Below are 13,458 nucleotides of genomic sequence, written 5' to 3'. Positions count from 1 at the left end.
TCCGCCCATGATATGCAAGCACCTCGCGCAACAATTTTGCTATTAGCGCGTCATCACAAAGAGGCGCCGATGGACCGGGTCCGCGGCCCCCGCGGATGGAGAGCGACCATGATCATCGGCACCCCCAAGGAAATCAAGAATCACGAATATCGCGTCGGCCTGACCCCCGAAAGCGCGCGCGAACTGCATGCGCACGGCCACCGCGTGCTCGTACAGACCGGCGCGGGCGCGGGCATCGGCGCGCACGACCGCTTCTACGAGGAAGCCGGCGCCGAGATCGTCGCGACCGCCGAAGAAATCTTCGCAACCTGCGAGATGGTGGTGAAGGTCAAGGAACCCCAGCCCGGCGAGCGCGCGATGCTGCGCGAGGGCCAGATCCTCTACACCTATCTCCACCTCGCGCCCGATCCCGACCAGACGCGCGACCTGATGGCGTCGGGCGCGGTGTGCATCGCCTATGAAACCGTGACCTCCCCCCATGGCGGCCTGCCGCTCCTGAAACCCATGAGCCAGGTCGCGGGCCGCATGTCGATCCAGGCCGGCGCGACCGCGCTCGAAAAGGCGCATGGCGGCCGCGGCGTGCTGCTCGGCGGCGTCCCCGGCGTTGCGCCGGGCAAGGTCTGCGTGATCGGCGGCGGCGTCGTCGGATTCAACGCGGCGCAGATGGCGGCCGGCCTCGGCGCCGACGTCACCATCCTCGACCGCGACCCCGAAGTGCTCGAACGCGTCGGCACCTTCTTCGAAGCGCGCGCCAAGACGCGCTTCTCGAACCGCGCCAACCTCGCCCAATGCGTCGCCGAGGCCGACCTCGTCATCGGCGCGGTGCTGATCCCCGGCGCCGAGGCGCCGAAGCTCGTCAGCCGCGACATGCTGAAGACGATGCAGCCGGGCTCGGTGCTCGTAGATGTCGCGATCGATCAGGGCGGCTGCTTCGAGACCAGCCACGCGACCACCCATGCCGAGCCGACCTACGTGGTCGACGGCATCGTCCATTATGCGGTGGCGAACATGCCCGGCGGCGTGGCGCGCACCAGCACCTATGCGCTCAACAACGTCACGCTACCGCACGCGCTGCGCATCGCCGACCTGGGGTGGAAGGAAGCGCTGAAACGCGATGCGCATCTTGCGCAGGGACTTAACGTCTGGAATGGTAAGGTGACGTTCGAGGCCGTCGCCGAAGCGGTCGGGACGGACTATGTGCCTGTCGAGCAGGCGCTGCTGTAAAAACAAGGATTTGACACGGACATGACCCCCCAGGAAGACCTCCCCGACACCGGCACCGGCGAAGAGACCGAAAACGAAGTGCTGCGCGCCGCGCGCGAACTCCAAGCGCAGAAGGAAGCTGCCGAAGCGACCGAAGCCGCCGACAAGGGCGCGGAGGGCGGCAAGAAGATCGGCTGGAAAACCGCCGCGGCGGCCGCGGGCATCGGCATCGGCTCGGCCGCGGTGCTGGCGGCGCTGCTTTACGCGAACCGCGGGAAGATCAAGTAGACGCTTCTGGCGGCGCTCCTGCGCTGATTTGCAGAGCGCCCACTATTTCCGTTCGTGTCGAGCGAAGTCGAGACACCCCGAAGGCGAGCGCGCCCCTAGCGTGTCTCGACTTCGCTCGACACAAACGGAATTTACCGGGTGGCTTGCCGGCTCCCCCAAAATTACTCCCTGACCGTCCTAAGCATTTGCATATCCCGCGCGGAAGGCTTAACCGGCCCCATCGACCATTAGAGTCAGAAAAGCGGGGCTGATATGGCTGGCAAGGAAACGAGCGGGCGACCGCGCTCGCCGCATTTACAGGTGTATAAATGGGGACCGGCGATGACGGTCTCGATCCTTCACCGCGTCAGCGGCGACGGTCTTGCGATCGTCGGCGCCAGCCTGTTCCTCTGGTGGCTCTATGCCATCGCCGCGGGCCCCGAGGCCTATGCGGCGTTCGTGGCGATCGTGTGGAAGGATCCCAGCCCCGAAATCACGCTCTTCCACCAGATCACCAATATCCTCGGCAAGGTCGTGCTGGTCGGGTTGACCTGGGCCTTTTTCCAGCATCTCTTCTCGGGCCTCCGCCATTTCGTGCTCGACACCGGCGCGGGCTATGAGCTCAAGGCCAACAAGCTCTGGTCGGCCGTGGTGATCGCCGCGGGGCTGTTCGCGACCGCCGCGACCTGGCTCTTCATCCTGTGGGGGAACCTCAATGGGTAATGGCACCCACCTCGGCAAGGTCCGCGGGCTCGGCTCGGCGCAGCATGGTTCGCACCACTGGCTGCAACAGCGGCTCTCGGCGCTCGGCAATCTGCTGCTCGTCGGCTTCCTTATCGCTTCGCTGCTTCGCCTGCCGCTCGGAGACCATGGCGCGGTGTCGCGCTGGGCCGCGAACCCGATGGTCGCCTTCGCGCTGATCCTGCTCGTCGTCAGCGTCTTCTGGCACCTGCGCCTCGGGCTCCAGGTGCTGATCGAGGACTATGTCCATGGCGAGGCGACGCGCCTGCTCGCGCTCGTCTTGTTGAATTTCTACGCGATCGGGGGCGGCGCCTTCGGCATCTTCACGATCGCCCGCATCGCATTGGCACCCGTGGTGGCCGCTCCGGGGGGGATGTGAGATGACCGACGCGTATAAGATCATCGACCATGTCTATGACACCGTCGTCGTCGGCGCCGGCGGATCGGGCCTGCGCGCCACGATGGGCAGCGCCGAGGCGGGGCTCAAGACCGCCTGCATCACCAAGGTGTTCCCGACGCGCAGCCATACCGTCGCGGCGCAGGGCGGCATCGCCGCCAGCCTCGGCAACAATTCTCCCGACCATTGGCAGTGGCACATGTACGACACCGTCAAGGGCTCCGACTGGCTCGGCGACCAGGACGCGATCGAATATATGGTGCGCGAGGCGCCCGCCGCGGTCTACGAGCTCGAGCACGCCGGCGTGCCCTTTTCGCGCAACCAGGACGGCACCATCTACCAGCGCCCCTTTGGCGGCCATATGCAGAATATGGGCGAGGGCCCGCCGGTGCAGCGCACCTGCGCCGCGGCCGACCGCACTGGCCACGCGATGCTCCACGCGCTCTACCAGCAGTCGCTGAAATATGACGCGGACTTCTTCATCGAATATTTCGCGCTCGACCTGATCATGGAAAATGGCGCGTGCCGCGGCGTGATCGCGCTCTGCATGGAGGATGGCAGCATCCACCGCTTCCGCTCGCAGGCCGTCGTGCTTGCGACCGGCGGCTACGGCCGCGCCTATTTCACCGCGACCTCGGCGCACACCTGCACCGGCGACGGCGGTGGCATGGTGCTGCGCGCGGGCCTGCCGCTGCAGGACATGGAATTCGTCCAGTTCCACCCGACCGGCATCTATGGTGCGGGCGTGCTGATCACCGAAGGTGCGCGCGGCGAGGGCGGCTACCTCACCAACAGCGAAGGCGAGCGTTTCATGGAACGCTATGCCCCCTCGGCAAAGGATCTGGCGTCGCGCGACGTCGTGTCGCGCTCGATGGCGCTCGAAATCCGCGAAGGCCGCGGCGTCGGCCCGCACAAGGACCACATCTACCTGCACCTCGACCATATCGATCCCGCGGTGCTGCACGAACGGCTGCCCGGCATCACCGAGAGCGGCAAGGTGTTCGCAGGGGTAGACCTGACGCGCCAGCCGCTGCCGGTCGTGCCGACGGTCCATTATAATATGGGCGGCATCCCCTGTAACTATCATGGCGAGGTCGTGACGCTGAAGGACGGCAATCCCGACACCGTCGTCCCCGGCTTGTTCGCGGTCGGCGAAGCGGCGTGCGTGTCGGTCCATGGCGCGAACCGCCTCGGCTCGAACAGCCTGATCGACCTTGTGGTCTTTGGCCGCGCGACGGGACATCGCCTCCGCGACATCATCAAGCCAGGGGCGGCGCAGGCGGCGTTGCCGGCCGACAGCGCCGACCTCGCGCTGGGCCGTCTCGACCATTTCCGCCATGCCAATGGCGCGTCGCCGACCGCCGAAATCCGCCTCGAGATGCAGCGCGCCATGTCGGCGCACGCCGCGGTGTTCCGCACCGACGAGCTGATGGCCGAGGGCAAGGAAAAGCTGACCAAGACCTATCAGCGGATGAACGACATCGGCGTCACCGACCGCAGCCTGATCTGGAACACCGACCTTATCGAAACGCTCGAGCTCGACAATCTGATCAGCCAAGCGACGGTGACGATGCATTCGGCCTTCAACCGCAAGGAAAGCCGCGGCGCCCACGCGCACGAGGATTTCCCCAATCGCGACGACGCGAACTGGATGAAGCACTCGATCAGCTGGTTCGACGGCTGGGGCGGCAAGGGCGGCGGCGTCCGCCTCGATTACCGCCCGGTCCACGAATATACGCTGTCGGACGACGCCGAATATATCAAGCCGAAGGCGCGCGTTTACTGATGCAGCCGGTTGACGCGACGGCGTCGATCCTGATGGTCGCCCCGATCATCGCATTTTTTGCGGTGGGCCGAATGAGCGAACGGATCGACGTCCGCGCGTTTTTGGCAATGGCGGTGATCGCGCTGGGGGTGCAGATCGGGCCGATTCAGCTGCTTACCGGGCTGCGTGTCGGAGGTTGGCTCGTCGGCTGGGCGATGCTGACGCAGATTCCCTTATTCCTGCCCACCAGCTGGCCCGAGATCCTGCTGCTCGCGGCGATGACGGCGGCCGTTTACACCGCCGCCTTCTTTGCCGGCTATCTGTTCGGGAAATATCTGCGCTCGCGCGCCGATCCGCCGATGTACGGCTGAGCGGGCTTACTCGAACCACCCGCTGATCGGATTGAGGTCCGAGAAGGGCTCGTCGACACTTTGGCCGAGGATCCACAATTTCTGGCACGCGATGGTGAAGAAGAGCAGCGCAATCGTCCAGACGATGATCGTCTTGATCACCTGCCAGCGCTTCGCCTCATAGGCTGCGCGCGCGCGCGCCTTATAGTCTATGCCGAGGTCGCCTTCGAATTCGGCCACCAGCTGCGCGCGGCGGGTGCGCGAAATATTCGCGAGGCTCGCGCTTTGTTCGTCACCCGTCGGTCGGCGAGTTGCCATGTCCCTACCCTGCGCAAAACGCTAATGTCAGGCCTTTCACGATAGGGACGAGCCCCTGACAAAGGGTTAACCCGCGTGCCGGGGCCGCACTCGGTTCATCGCAAAACGCCGTGTCAGATGGTGACCACCAGCTTGCCCACCGCGCTGCGGTCGCCCAGCTTGGCGATCGCCTTGCCGCCGTCGGCGAGCGCGAAGCTTTCGGTAACACGCGGGCTGATCTTGCCCTGCTCCCACAGCTGGAACAGCCGCGCGATATTGGCGCGGTTGCGCTTGGGCTCGCGCGCGACGAAGGCGCCCCAGAAGACGCCGGCGACGTCGCAGCTCTTGAGCAAAGTCAGGTTCAGCGGCAGCCGCGGGATACCCGCGGGGAAACCGACGACCAGATAGCGGCCTTCCCATGCGATCGAGCGCAGCGCGGGCTCGGCATAATCGCCGCCGACCGCGTCGTAGATGACGTTCGCGCCGCCCGGGCCGACGGCTTCCTTGAACTTGTTCGCCAGTTCCTTCGACTGGTCCTTGTCGAACGGCTCGCGGCCATAGACGACGACCGCGTCGGCTCCGGCCTCGCGCGCGATCCCGGCCTTCTCTTCGCTCGATACGCCAGCGACGACGCGTGCGCCGAACGCCTTGCCCAGCTCGACCGCGGCGATGCCGACCCCGCCCGACGCGCCGAGGACCAGCAAAGTGTCGCCCTCCTTGATGTGGCCGCGATCGACGAGCGCATGGATGCTGGTGCCATAGGTCATTAGCAGCGACGCACCCGCGGCGAAATCATGGGCTTCGGGCAAATGATAGACATTGTGCACCGACACGGCGATGGCTTCCGACATGCCGCCGTTGCCGCAGCCCGCGATCACGCGGTCGCCGACCTTGAAGTCGGTCACGCCCTCGCCGACTTCGGCGACCAGCCCGGCGACCTCGCCGCCGGGGGCGAAGGGGCGTTCGGGCTTGAACTGATATTTATCCTCGATGATCAGCACGTCGGGGAAGTTGACCGCGCAGGCCTTCACATCGATCACGATCTGCCCGGCCCCCGCGGTCGGGCGCGGCAGTTCGCCCAGCTTCAGCGTTTCGGGGCCGCCGGTGGCGGTCGACAAGAGAGCCTTCATCATCTTCTCCTCTGTTGCTTTCATGCCGCGGGTCGCATCCACGGACGCTCGGCGTCGAGCTTCTTTTCATAATCGCCGATCGCGGCGGCGCTTTTTTCTGTGATCGAAATCTCGTCGAGCCCCTCAAGCAGGCACATCTTGCGGAACGGATCGATCTCGAAAGTGAAACGGTCCTGGAACTGCGTCGTGACCGTCTGGTTTTCGAGGTCGACATGCACCGGGTCGGTTTGTGCCACCTCCATCAGGCGGTCGATTGCCGCCTGCGGTAGGACTACGGGCAAGATGCCGTTCTTGACCGCATTGCCCGAGAAGATGTCGGAGTAGGAGGGCGCGATGACGACGCGGATGCCGAGGTCGCCGAGCGCCCAGGCGGCATGTTCGCGGCTCGACCCGCAGCCGAAATTGTCGCCCGCGATCAGGATCGGCGCGCCTTTGAACTCGGCGCTGTCGAAGATATTGTCGGGGTCCTTGCGGATCGCCTCGAACGCGCCGCGGCCCATACCCTCGCGCGTCGTGCCCTTCAGCCAGTGCGCAGGGATGATCACGTCGGTGTCGACATTCTTGAGGCCGAACGGAATTGCGCGGCCATCGACTTCGCTCAGCGGGGTCATGCCATCAACTCCCGCACGTCGGTAAGCCTGCCTGTCACCGCCGCCGCCGCCGCCATCGCGGGGCTGACCAGATGCGTGCGGCTGCCGGGCCCTTGGCGGCCGACGAAATTGCGGTTGCTCGTCGAGGCGCAGCGTTCGCCGGCGGGGACTTTGTCCGGGTTCATCGCGAGGCATGCCGAGCAGCCCGGCTCGCGCCACTCGAGGCCCGCGTCGGTGAAGATGCGGTCGAGCCCCTCGGCCTCGGCCTGCGCTTTCACCAGGCCCGAACCGGGCACCACGATCGCCCATTTGACATTGGCGGCTTTCTTGCGGCCCTTGATGACCGCGGCGGCGGCGCGCATGTCCTCGATCCGGCTGTTGGTGCAACTGCCGATGAAGATATTCTCGACCGGGACATCCTGCATCCGCGTGCCGGGTTCGAGGCCCATGTAAGCGAGCGATTTCGCGGCCGCGGCCTGCTTCGAGGGATCGGCGAAGCTCGCGGGATCGGGAACGACACCGGTAATCGGCACGACATCCTCGGGGCTGGTGCCCCAAGTCACGCTCGGCGCGATGTCGGCGGCGTCGATGATCACGACCTTGTCGTAGGTCGCACCTGGATCGGTCGCGAGACTCTTCCACCAAGCGACCGCGGCGTCCCAGTCGGCGCCCTTGGGCGCATAGGGACGGCCCTTGAGATATTCGAAGGTCGTCTCGTCGGGCGCGATCAGCCCGGCGCGCGCGCCGCCCTCGATCGCCATATTGCTGATCGTCAACCGGCCCTCGATGCTCAGCGCGCGGATCGCGCTGCCGGTATATTCGATGACATGGCCGGTGCCGCCCGCGGCGCCGATCGTGCCGGTGATGTGGAGGATGATGTCCTTCGCCGAAACGCCCGGGCCGACCGCGCCCTCGACGCGCACTTCCATCGTCTTCGACGGCTGGAGCAGCAGCGTCTGCGTCGCGAGCACATGCTCGACCTCGCTCGTTCCGATGCCGAAGGCAAGCGCGCCGATGCCGCCGTGGCACGCGGTGTGGCTGTCGCCGCAGACGATCGTCGTGCCGGGCAGCGAAAAACCCTGTTCGGGGCCGACGACATGGACGATGCCCTGCTCGGGCGCGACCGCGTCGATGTAGCGGATGCCATATTCGGGCGCATTCTTCTCAAGCGCCGCCAATTGCGCCGCGCTCTCAGGGTCGGCGATCGGCAGCTTGTTGCCGTTCGCGTCGAGCCGCGCGGTGGTCGGCAGATTATGGTCGGGCACCGCGAGTGTCAGATCGGGACGGCGCACGGTGCGCCCGCTGGCGCGAAGCCCGGCAAAGGCCTGCGGGCTGGTGACTTCATGGACGAGATGACGGTCGATGAAGATCAGGCATGTACCGTCGGGGCGCTGTTCGACGACATGCGCGTCCCAGATTTTCTCGTAGAGGGTGCGGGGCCGAGTCATGCGGGTTCACTTACGCCTGCCGGATAACTTTGCAAGCGAGTGGGACGCAAAAACGCAATTTTCGGTCGCGCGCCTTGGAGTATAAGCGGAGCATGTCGCTGCTCGCCATCATCCTGCTCGTCCTTGCTACCGTCGTGGCCATGGAATTCGTCGCCTGGGGCAGCCACAAATATATCATGCACGGTTTCGGCTGGGCCTGGCACCGCGATCATCATGAGCCGCACGATAAATTGCTCGAAAAGAACGACCTGTTCGCGATCTTCGGCGCGGCGCTCAGCATTTCGATGTTCGCCCTCGGCAGCCCGATGATCATGGGCGCGGCGGCGTGGGAGCCGGGGACGTGGATCGGGCTCGGCGTGCTCTTTTACGGCATCATCTACACGCTCGTGCATGACGGCCTCGTCCACCAGCGCTATTTCCGCTGGGTGCCGCGGCGCGGCTATGCGAAGCGGCTGGTGCAGGCGCACAAGCTCCACCATGCGACGATCGGCAAGGAGGGCGGGGTCAGCTTCGGCTTCGTCTTCGCGCGCGACCCGACAAAGCTGAAGGCCGAATTGAAAGCGCAGCGCGAAGCGGGGATCGCGGTCGTGCGCGAGGCGCTGACCGACTAGCGGTAGGCATCGACCGTTTCGAACAGCGCCGCGACGCCCTTGCGGTCGGCCTCGCTGAGTTCGGGGCGCCAGATGTCGAAGATCAGCACGACGCGGTCGCTGTCGGCGTGGTTGATCGCCTCATGCTCGATCGTATCGTCGAAGATGATGAGCTTGCCTTCCTCCCACTGCCGCGCCTCGCCGCCGACGGTGAGCGCGCCGTCGCCGGGGACGATCAGCGGCAGGTGGCAGATCAGCCGCGCGTTGATCATGCCGTAGTGCGGCGCGATATGCGCGCCCGCCTGGAGCAGCGAAAAGAGGATCGACGGCGAGCGCACCGAGATGCGGCATTGCGGCACCGCATCGAGCGCCGCGAAGGTCGCCGGGAACCGCGCCACCAGCTCGGGAATCACCGTGCCATTGTGGACGAGGTGCAGCGCCGACCATGACGCATTGTCGTGCATGCCGTTGAACTCGACGCGCGGCCGGTCGGGGGCGTGGGTCAGATAGGGTTTGAACAGGTCGGGATCGGCGAGCGCGGTGCGCAGCTCGGCGCGGATCGCATCGGTCGCCGCCTCGAACGCCGGCGCCCAATCGAACTCCTCGCGCTCGTAGAAGCGCCGCTGGGGCAGGCCGGGAAAGAGGAAGCTCGACGGACGCTGCAGCACATAGTCGACATGCTCCTCGCCGCGCATCACCGCGAGTGCGCGCGCGAAGCCGGGGCTGCGCGCCGCGGGCGGCAGGCCGCGCGCGGCGAGCCCTTCCTCGACGCCGACGCTGAATTCGACCTCCAGCTCGGCCGCGGCGGCGCGCGCCTCGTCGACCAGCGGGACCAGCGAGGCGGGCAGCGCGACCATCTCGGCGCGGCGCAGCGCGGTCTTGTACCAGCTCGCGGCGACGCGCCGTTCGCCCCCGGCGCGGCGGCAGTCGCCCTTCCAGACGAGCGCGCGGATCGCCCCGCCATCCTGTTCGAGCAGCGCCTCGGCCATTTTTTCCTGCCCCGCGCGGTCGCCCGCCAGCCGGTATGCCTCGCCCAGCATCAGCAGGATCTGCGGATTGGCGTGCCCCGCATCGACGACGCGCTGCAGCGTGTCGCGCGCTTCGGTCAGATCGCCCTTCTGCAGCGCCGCGCCGCCCTGCTGCGCCAGCCGCGTCGCTTCGGCGATGTCCATCTTGGTATCAGCCATGGCGATAGTCTGCCGTGATCGCGCCCGCCGCGGCAAGCTCTTGCTCGTGGCTCTCCTCGCGCCAGCTCTCGGCGAGTGCCTGCCGCTCCCATTCCAGCATCGCGGGGTGCGCGAGCATATGGTCGACCCACGCCTGCCCGGCGCCGACGTCGAGGCCATAGGTGCGGATGCGGAAAGCCACCGGCGCGAAGAAGGCATCGACCGCCGAGAAATCGGGGCCCGCGAGCCATGGCCCGCCGAAGCGCGCCAGCCCTTCCTCGAATAATTCCCGGATTCGCCTCAGATTGGCGGTGAGCGCGTCGGACATCGGCTTGGGCGTCACGCGCACCCCGACATTCATCGTGCAATCGTTGCGCAAGGCCGCAAAGCCGCTGTGCATCTCGGCGGTCGCGCACTGCGCCCAGGCGCGCGCGTCAGGATCGGGCGGCCACACCCCGTCGTGCCGGTCGGCAAGATAGAGCGCGATGCCGAGCGAGTCGTAAATGGTGCGCCCCTCGTGCAGCAGCGCGGGCACTTGCCCCGTCGGCGAGAAACTGCGGAAGGCTTCGTAATTCACCGGTTGTGCAAAAGGCTCGATGCGATCCTCGAACGCGATGCCGAGCCCCTGCATCAGCATCCACGGGCGCAGCGACCAGCTCGAATAATTGCGGTTGGCGGTGATCAGCACATACATGCTTCGCGCTCCTGGGCGACGATCGGAGAGGTGTAGGCCGGGTCGTGCGCGAAGGGCAGCGCGGTGCCATCGCGCAGCGCGGCGAGCACGCTGCCAAAGTCGGTCTGGGCGCGCCAGCCGAAGCGGCGCTCGGCGCGCGACGGGTCGTAGACGCGGTCGATCGTCTCGGGCAGCACCCAGCCCGCCGCGGCGTAAAGCTCGGCGGCATCGGGATGGTGCCGCGCGATCACCGCGCGCGCGTCGCGGGCGAGCTCCTCGGCTTCCTCGCGGACGAAGGGCGGCGGAGCCGAGAGGATGAAGGTGTCGCAGCCGATCTGCGGCGCGGCTTCGAGCGCGGCGAGATGCGCCGCGGCGGCATCTTCGACCGTCAGGCGGCGGTTGAGCAGCTCGTTCGCTTTCAGGTTCGGCCCGCTCGGCACCGCGTGCGTGTCGTCGTCCTCGGGAAAGAAGCGCCCGGTGCGCAGGATCGCGACGTTGATGCCATGCTCGCGGTGGATCAGCCGGCACGCCTGCTCGGCGGCGAGCTTGGTGATGCCATAGATGTTGCGCGGTTCGATCGGACCGAAATCCTCGTCCATCCACCAAGCGCCCTCGGCGCCCGCGCCCTCGCGCACATCGGCGCGCACCATCAGCGAGGTGGTCGAGGTGAAGAGGAAGCGGTCGTTGCCCGCCGCGACCGCGGCCTCGATCAGGTTCAGCGTGCCGCTGACATTGACGTCGATAAAGGCCTGGCGCGGATAGCGCACGATGTCGGGCTTGTGCAGCGCGCCGCCATGGATGACCGCTTCGATGCCATGCTTGCCCATCACGCGCTCGACCAGCGCGCGGTCGGCGACGGTGCCGACGATGTCGGTGTCAGGACCCGGCACGACGTCGAGGCCGGTGACCCGGTGTCCCGCCCCCCGCAGCATGGGCGCAAGGAAGCGGCCGAGCCAGCCCGTCGACCCGGTGAGCAGCACGCGCATCGATGATTCTCCGTCAGAAAGTGGAGCGCCTCTTATCGCCGCGAGCGAGGGCGATGCAAGGCCGGCGCCCGATCGCTCGTCAGGCGGCCTTGGCGCGCGCCGCGCGGCGCTGCGAATGGTCGGTGGCGCGCGTTTCGGCGACCAGCGGCGAGGCACTGTCGCCGGCATCGGCACTGATCGCTCGGTCGCGATAGGCGAAGCGGCTCGGGTCGGTCACGATCCGCCGCATCATCCTATAGAGCCGCACATAGGTCACCAGGCTGCCACCGAGCGCACGGAACGTATGCGCGGCATAGCCCGTCCAGAAGGAGAAGAGGTTCTCGCGCGGCAGGCCCGGCCGGCGCTGCGTTCGCCGCTTGATGCGGACATAGCCCGATTCGAGCTTGGCGACGCCCTCCAGCCGCACCGCCTCGCGATAGGCGAGCAGGCGGTTGACCGTCGTGCGCTTCTTGTTCGACCCCAGTGCGGCCATGCGGCGCAGGATGCGCTCCATATGATCCCAGCTGTAGAAGCTGCGGTGCGCGTCGCGATAGGCGCGCTCCCATTCCTCGTCGCTCATCGTCGGGTGATGGGTGACGCGGTGGTTGAGGTCATATTTGTTGAGGTCGGGGTCCATCCACACCCCGCCGTCGAGCAGGCGGCGATGGTCCTCGCTGCCGGGCAGCGGGGTCAGATAGTTGAGATAGAGCGTGTCGACCGGCAGCTCTTCCTTCAGCATCGCGATGTCGCGCATCACCGAGGCATAGCTGTCGTTCGGAAAGCCGATGATATAGCCGCAGGTGATCACCACCGGATGGCGCTTCCACGCGAGGAACATCTCGCGATACTCCTCGACGCGGTTCTGGCGCTTTTTCGCGGCCTCCAGATTGTCGGGATTGATATTTTCCAGCCCGATGAAGATCTGGTCGGCGCCCGCCGCGACGCATTTGTCGATGAAGCCGTCGATGCGATGCGCGAGCGTGTCGACCTGGATCGCCATACGCACGCCCAGCCCCTCGGCCTGCAGCGCGATGAGCCGGTCGAGCAGCGGCTCCCAATGGCGGTTGCGGGCAAAATTATCGTCGGTCAGGAAAAAGCGCGACACGCCCTGCGCCGCATTGGCGCGGACGATCGCCTCGAGGTCGTCGGGGGTACGAAAGCGGCTCTTGCGCCCCTGGACGTTGATGATCGTGCAGAAGCTGCATTCGAACGGACAGCCGCGCCCCAGGTCGAAGCTCGCGTAGCGGTTGATGTTGCGATCGACCTGCGCCTTGGGCAGCAGCGGCAGCGGCGCGCCTTCGAGGTGCGGGGTCTTGCCCAGCCAGTTGTAAACGGGCTTCATCGCGCCGTTCGCGGCGTCGACCAGCACCTCGTCGATCCGGCCTTCCTCGGCCTCGCCGGCGAAGAAGGAGACGCCCATCGCCTGCGCCTCGACCAGTTCGGCGGGCATGGTCTTGAGCATCGACAGGCAGCCCGAGACGTGGAAGCCGCCGATCGCCACCTGCACGCCGCCGGCGCGGAATATGCGTGCGAGGTCGAGAGCGCGCGGGAACTGGTTCGACTGTACGCCGACCAGCCCGACGAAACCCGCGCCGGCGCGGCGGATCGAGCGCGCGATCTTCGCGGCGTCGACCTTGCTGTGGATTTCGTCGATCACCTCGATGCGCACCTCGCGGCCCGCGAGCACGCCGCGCGCCAAGGCATCCTCGATGATCCCGGTCAGGCAGGCGAGCGAGTTCGACGGAATGATCGAGCGCCACCATTGCAGCGGATAGCCGTCGTCGTCGTAGCGCGTCGGCTTGACCAGCCAGATGTGGAAAGCGCCCCCGTCGGAAGCGGTGTGGCGTTGCGCGGGCAGGGATGATTCGTCGGCCAA

At 66.6% G+C, this 13,458-nt stretch carries 15 protein-coding genes; 7 read left to right on the top strand and 8 right to left on the bottom strand.

The features are described 5' to 3' along the window. Positions 1-108 precede the first annotated feature (108 nt). From ald to BWQ93_RS12515, 6 genes are all read left to right on the top strand, one after another. A complete protein-coding gene (ald, locus tag BWQ93_RS12540; RefSeq protein WP_077032381.1) occupies positions 109-1,224 on the top strand; it encodes an alanine dehydrogenase in 1,116 nt (371 codons plus the stop codon). A 21-nt stretch (positions 1,225-1,245) separates the two neighbouring features. Further along, on the top strand, positions 1,246-1,491 hold the full coding sequence (locus BWQ93_RS12535) for a hypothetical protein (RefSeq protein ID WP_077030843.1): 246 nt from the start codon (positions 1,246-1,248) through the stop codon (positions 1,489-1,491). 252 nt (positions 1,492-1,743) lie between these two features. After that, positions 1,744-2,193, top strand: a complete 450-nt coding sequence (sdhC, locus tag BWQ93_RS12530; protein ID WP_077030842.1) for a succinate dehydrogenase, cytochrome b556 subunit — start codon at positions 1,744-1,746, stop codon at positions 2,191-2,193. Further along, the gene (gene sdhD, locus BWQ93_RS12525; RefSeq protein WP_077030841.1) at positions 2,186-2,590 is read left to right on the top strand and encodes a succinate dehydrogenase, hydrophobic membrane anchor protein; all 405 of its coding nucleotides are present in this window, start codon (positions 2,186-2,188) and stop codon (positions 2,588-2,590) included. Before sdhC ends, sdhD begins: the two co-directional genes overlap by 8 nt. 1 nt (position 2,591) lies before the next feature. Further along, a complete protein-coding gene (gene sdhA / locus BWQ93_RS12520; protein WP_077030840.1) occupies positions 2,592-4,394 on the top strand; it encodes a succinate dehydrogenase flavoprotein subunit in 1,803 nt (600 codons plus the stop codon). Then, on the top strand, positions 4,394-4,744 hold the full coding sequence (locus BWQ93_RS12515; RefSeq protein WP_077030839.1) for a hypothetical protein: 351 nt from the start codon (positions 4,394-4,396) through the stop codon (positions 4,742-4,744). The genes sdhA and BWQ93_RS12515 overlap by 1 nt, the downstream gene beginning before the upstream one ends. Before the next feature lie 6 nt (positions 4,745-4,750). Here the strand turns inward: BWQ93_RS12515 and BWQ93_RS12510 are convergent, their stop codons facing one another. The 4 genes from BWQ93_RS12510 to leuC form a co-directional block, all read right to left on the bottom strand. Then, a complete protein-coding gene (locus tag BWQ93_RS12510) occupies positions 4,751-5,041 on the bottom strand; it encodes a hypothetical protein (protein ID WP_077030838.1) in 291 nt (96 codons plus the stop codon). A 113-nt stretch (positions 5,042-5,154) separates the two neighbouring features. After that, positions 5,155-6,150 (bottom strand): NADPH:quinone oxidoreductase family protein, encoded by a 996-nt coding sequence (locus BWQ93_RS12505; protein ID WP_077032380.1) that lies wholly within the window; start codon positions 6,148-6,150, stop codon positions 5,155-5,157. A 20-nt stretch (positions 6,151-6,170) separates the two neighbouring features. Continuing rightward, a complete protein-coding gene (gene leuD, locus BWQ93_RS12500) occupies positions 6,171-6,761 on the bottom strand; it encodes a 3-isopropylmalate dehydratase small subunit (protein WP_077030837.1) in 591 nt (196 codons plus the stop codon). After that, positions 6,758-8,188, bottom strand: coding sequence for a 3-isopropylmalate dehydratase large subunit (leuC, locus tag BWQ93_RS12495; protein WP_077030836.1), 1,431 nt, complete (start codon positions 8,186-8,188; stop codon positions 6,758-6,760). Before leuC ends, leuD begins: the two co-directional genes overlap by 4 nt. Before the next feature lie 92 nt (positions 8,189-8,280). Here leuC and BWQ93_RS12490 point away from each other — a divergent pair, with 92 nt between their 5' ends. Next, positions 8,281-8,799 carry a sterol desaturase family protein gene (locus BWQ93_RS12490; protein ID WP_077030835.1) on the top strand — a complete coding sequence of 173 codons (519 nt, stop codon included), beginning with the start codon at positions 8,281-8,283 and terminating at the stop codon, positions 8,797-8,799. Here the strand turns inward: BWQ93_RS12490 and BWQ93_RS12485 are convergent. From BWQ93_RS12485 to BWQ93_RS12470, 4 genes are all read right to left on the bottom strand, one after another. After that, positions 8,796-9,965: an aspartyl/asparaginyl beta-hydroxylase domain-containing protein gene (locus tag BWQ93_RS12485; RefSeq protein ID WP_083720856.1), complete on the bottom strand. Its 1,170-nt coding sequence runs from the start codon at positions 9,963-9,965 to the stop codon at positions 8,796-8,798. The two genes, BWQ93_RS12490 and BWQ93_RS12485, sit on opposite strands and share 4 nt — an antisense overlap. After that, entirely contained in the window at positions 9,958-10,638 is a 681-nt protein-coding gene (locus BWQ93_RS12480) for a glutathione S-transferase family protein (RefSeq protein WP_077030834.1), read from the bottom strand. The genes BWQ93_RS12485 and BWQ93_RS12480 overlap by 8 nt, the downstream gene beginning before the upstream one ends. Next, the gene (locus tag BWQ93_RS12475) at positions 10,626-11,603 is read right to left on the bottom strand and encodes an NAD-dependent epimerase/dehydratase family protein (RefSeq protein ID WP_077030833.1); all 978 of its coding nucleotides are present in this window, start codon (positions 11,601-11,603) and stop codon (positions 10,626-10,628) included. Before BWQ93_RS12475 ends, BWQ93_RS12480 begins: the two co-directional genes overlap by 13 nt. A 79-nt stretch (positions 11,604-11,682) precedes the next feature. Continuing rightward, the gene (locus tag BWQ93_RS12470) at positions 11,683-13,458 is read right to left on the bottom strand and encodes a B12-binding domain-containing radical SAM protein (RefSeq protein WP_198040375.1); all 1,776 of its coding nucleotides are present in this window, start codon (positions 13,456-13,458) and stop codon (positions 11,683-11,685) included.

Origin of the sequence: Sphingopyxis sp. QXT-31, assembly GCF_001984035.1 — a bacterium.
Lineage (GTDB): Bacteria > Pseudomonadota > Alphaproteobacteria > Sphingomonadales > Sphingomonadaceae > Sphingopyxis.
The sequence above is the reverse complement of the archived record's forward strand: the minus strand, read 5'-3'. Positions and strand labels throughout refer to the sequence as shown.

What these genes read in the sequence shown, in the direction of transcription:
- ald (WP_077032381.1), top strand. Translation starts at nt 109, where the DNA reads ATGATCATCGGCACCCCCAAGGAAATCAAGAATCACGAATATCGCGTC.
- leuD (WP_077030837.1), bottom strand. Translation starts at nt 6,761, where the DNA reads ATGACCCCGCTGAGCGAAGTCGATGGCCGCGCAATTCCGTTCGGCCTC.
- sdhC (WP_077030842.1), top strand. Translation starts at nt 1,744, where the DNA reads ATGGCTGGCAAGGAAACGAGCGGGCGACCGCGCTCGCCGCATTTACAG.
- BWQ93_RS12480 (WP_077030834.1), bottom strand. Translation starts at nt 10,638, where the DNA reads ATGTATGTGCTGATCACCGCCAACCGCAATTATTCGAGCTGGTCGCTG.
- BWQ93_RS12505 (WP_077032380.1), bottom strand. Translation starts at nt 6,150, where the DNA reads ATGAAGGCTCTCTTGTCGACCGCCACCGGCGGCCCCGAAACGCTGAAG.
- sdhA (WP_077030840.1), top strand. Translation starts at nt 2,592, where the DNA reads ATGACCGACGCGTATAAGATCATCGACCATGTCTATGACACCGTCGTC.
- BWQ93_RS12535 (WP_077030843.1), top strand. Translation starts at nt 1,246, where the DNA reads ATGACCCCCCAGGAAGACCTCCCCGACACCGGCACCGGCGAAGAGACC.
- BWQ93_RS12515 (WP_077030839.1), top strand. Translation starts at nt 4,394, where the DNA reads ATGCAGCCGGTTGACGCGACGGCGTCGATCCTGATGGTCGCCCCGATC.
- BWQ93_RS12490 (WP_077030835.1), top strand. Translation starts at nt 8,281, where the DNA reads ATGTCGCTGCTCGCCATCATCCTGCTCGTCCTTGCTACCGTCGTGGCC.
- sdhD (WP_077030841.1), top strand. Translation starts at nt 2,186, where the DNA reads ATGGGTAATGGCACCCACCTCGGCAAGGTCCGCGGGCTCGGCTCGGCG.
- BWQ93_RS12475 (WP_077030833.1), bottom strand. Translation starts at nt 11,603, where the DNA reads ATGCGCGTGCTGCTCACCGGGTCGACGGGCTGGCTCGGCCGCTTCCTT.
- BWQ93_RS12485 (WP_083720856.1), bottom strand. Translation starts at nt 9,965, where the DNA reads ATGGCTGATACCAAGATGGACATCGCCGAAGCGACGCGGCTGGCGCAG.
- leuC (WP_077030836.1), bottom strand. Translation starts at nt 8,188, where the DNA reads ATGACTCGGCCCCGCACCCTCTACGAGAAAATCTGGGACGCGCATGTC.
- BWQ93_RS12510 (WP_077030838.1), bottom strand. Translation starts at nt 5,041, where the DNA reads ATGGCAACTCGCCGACCGACGGGTGACGAACAAAGCGCGAGCCTCGCG.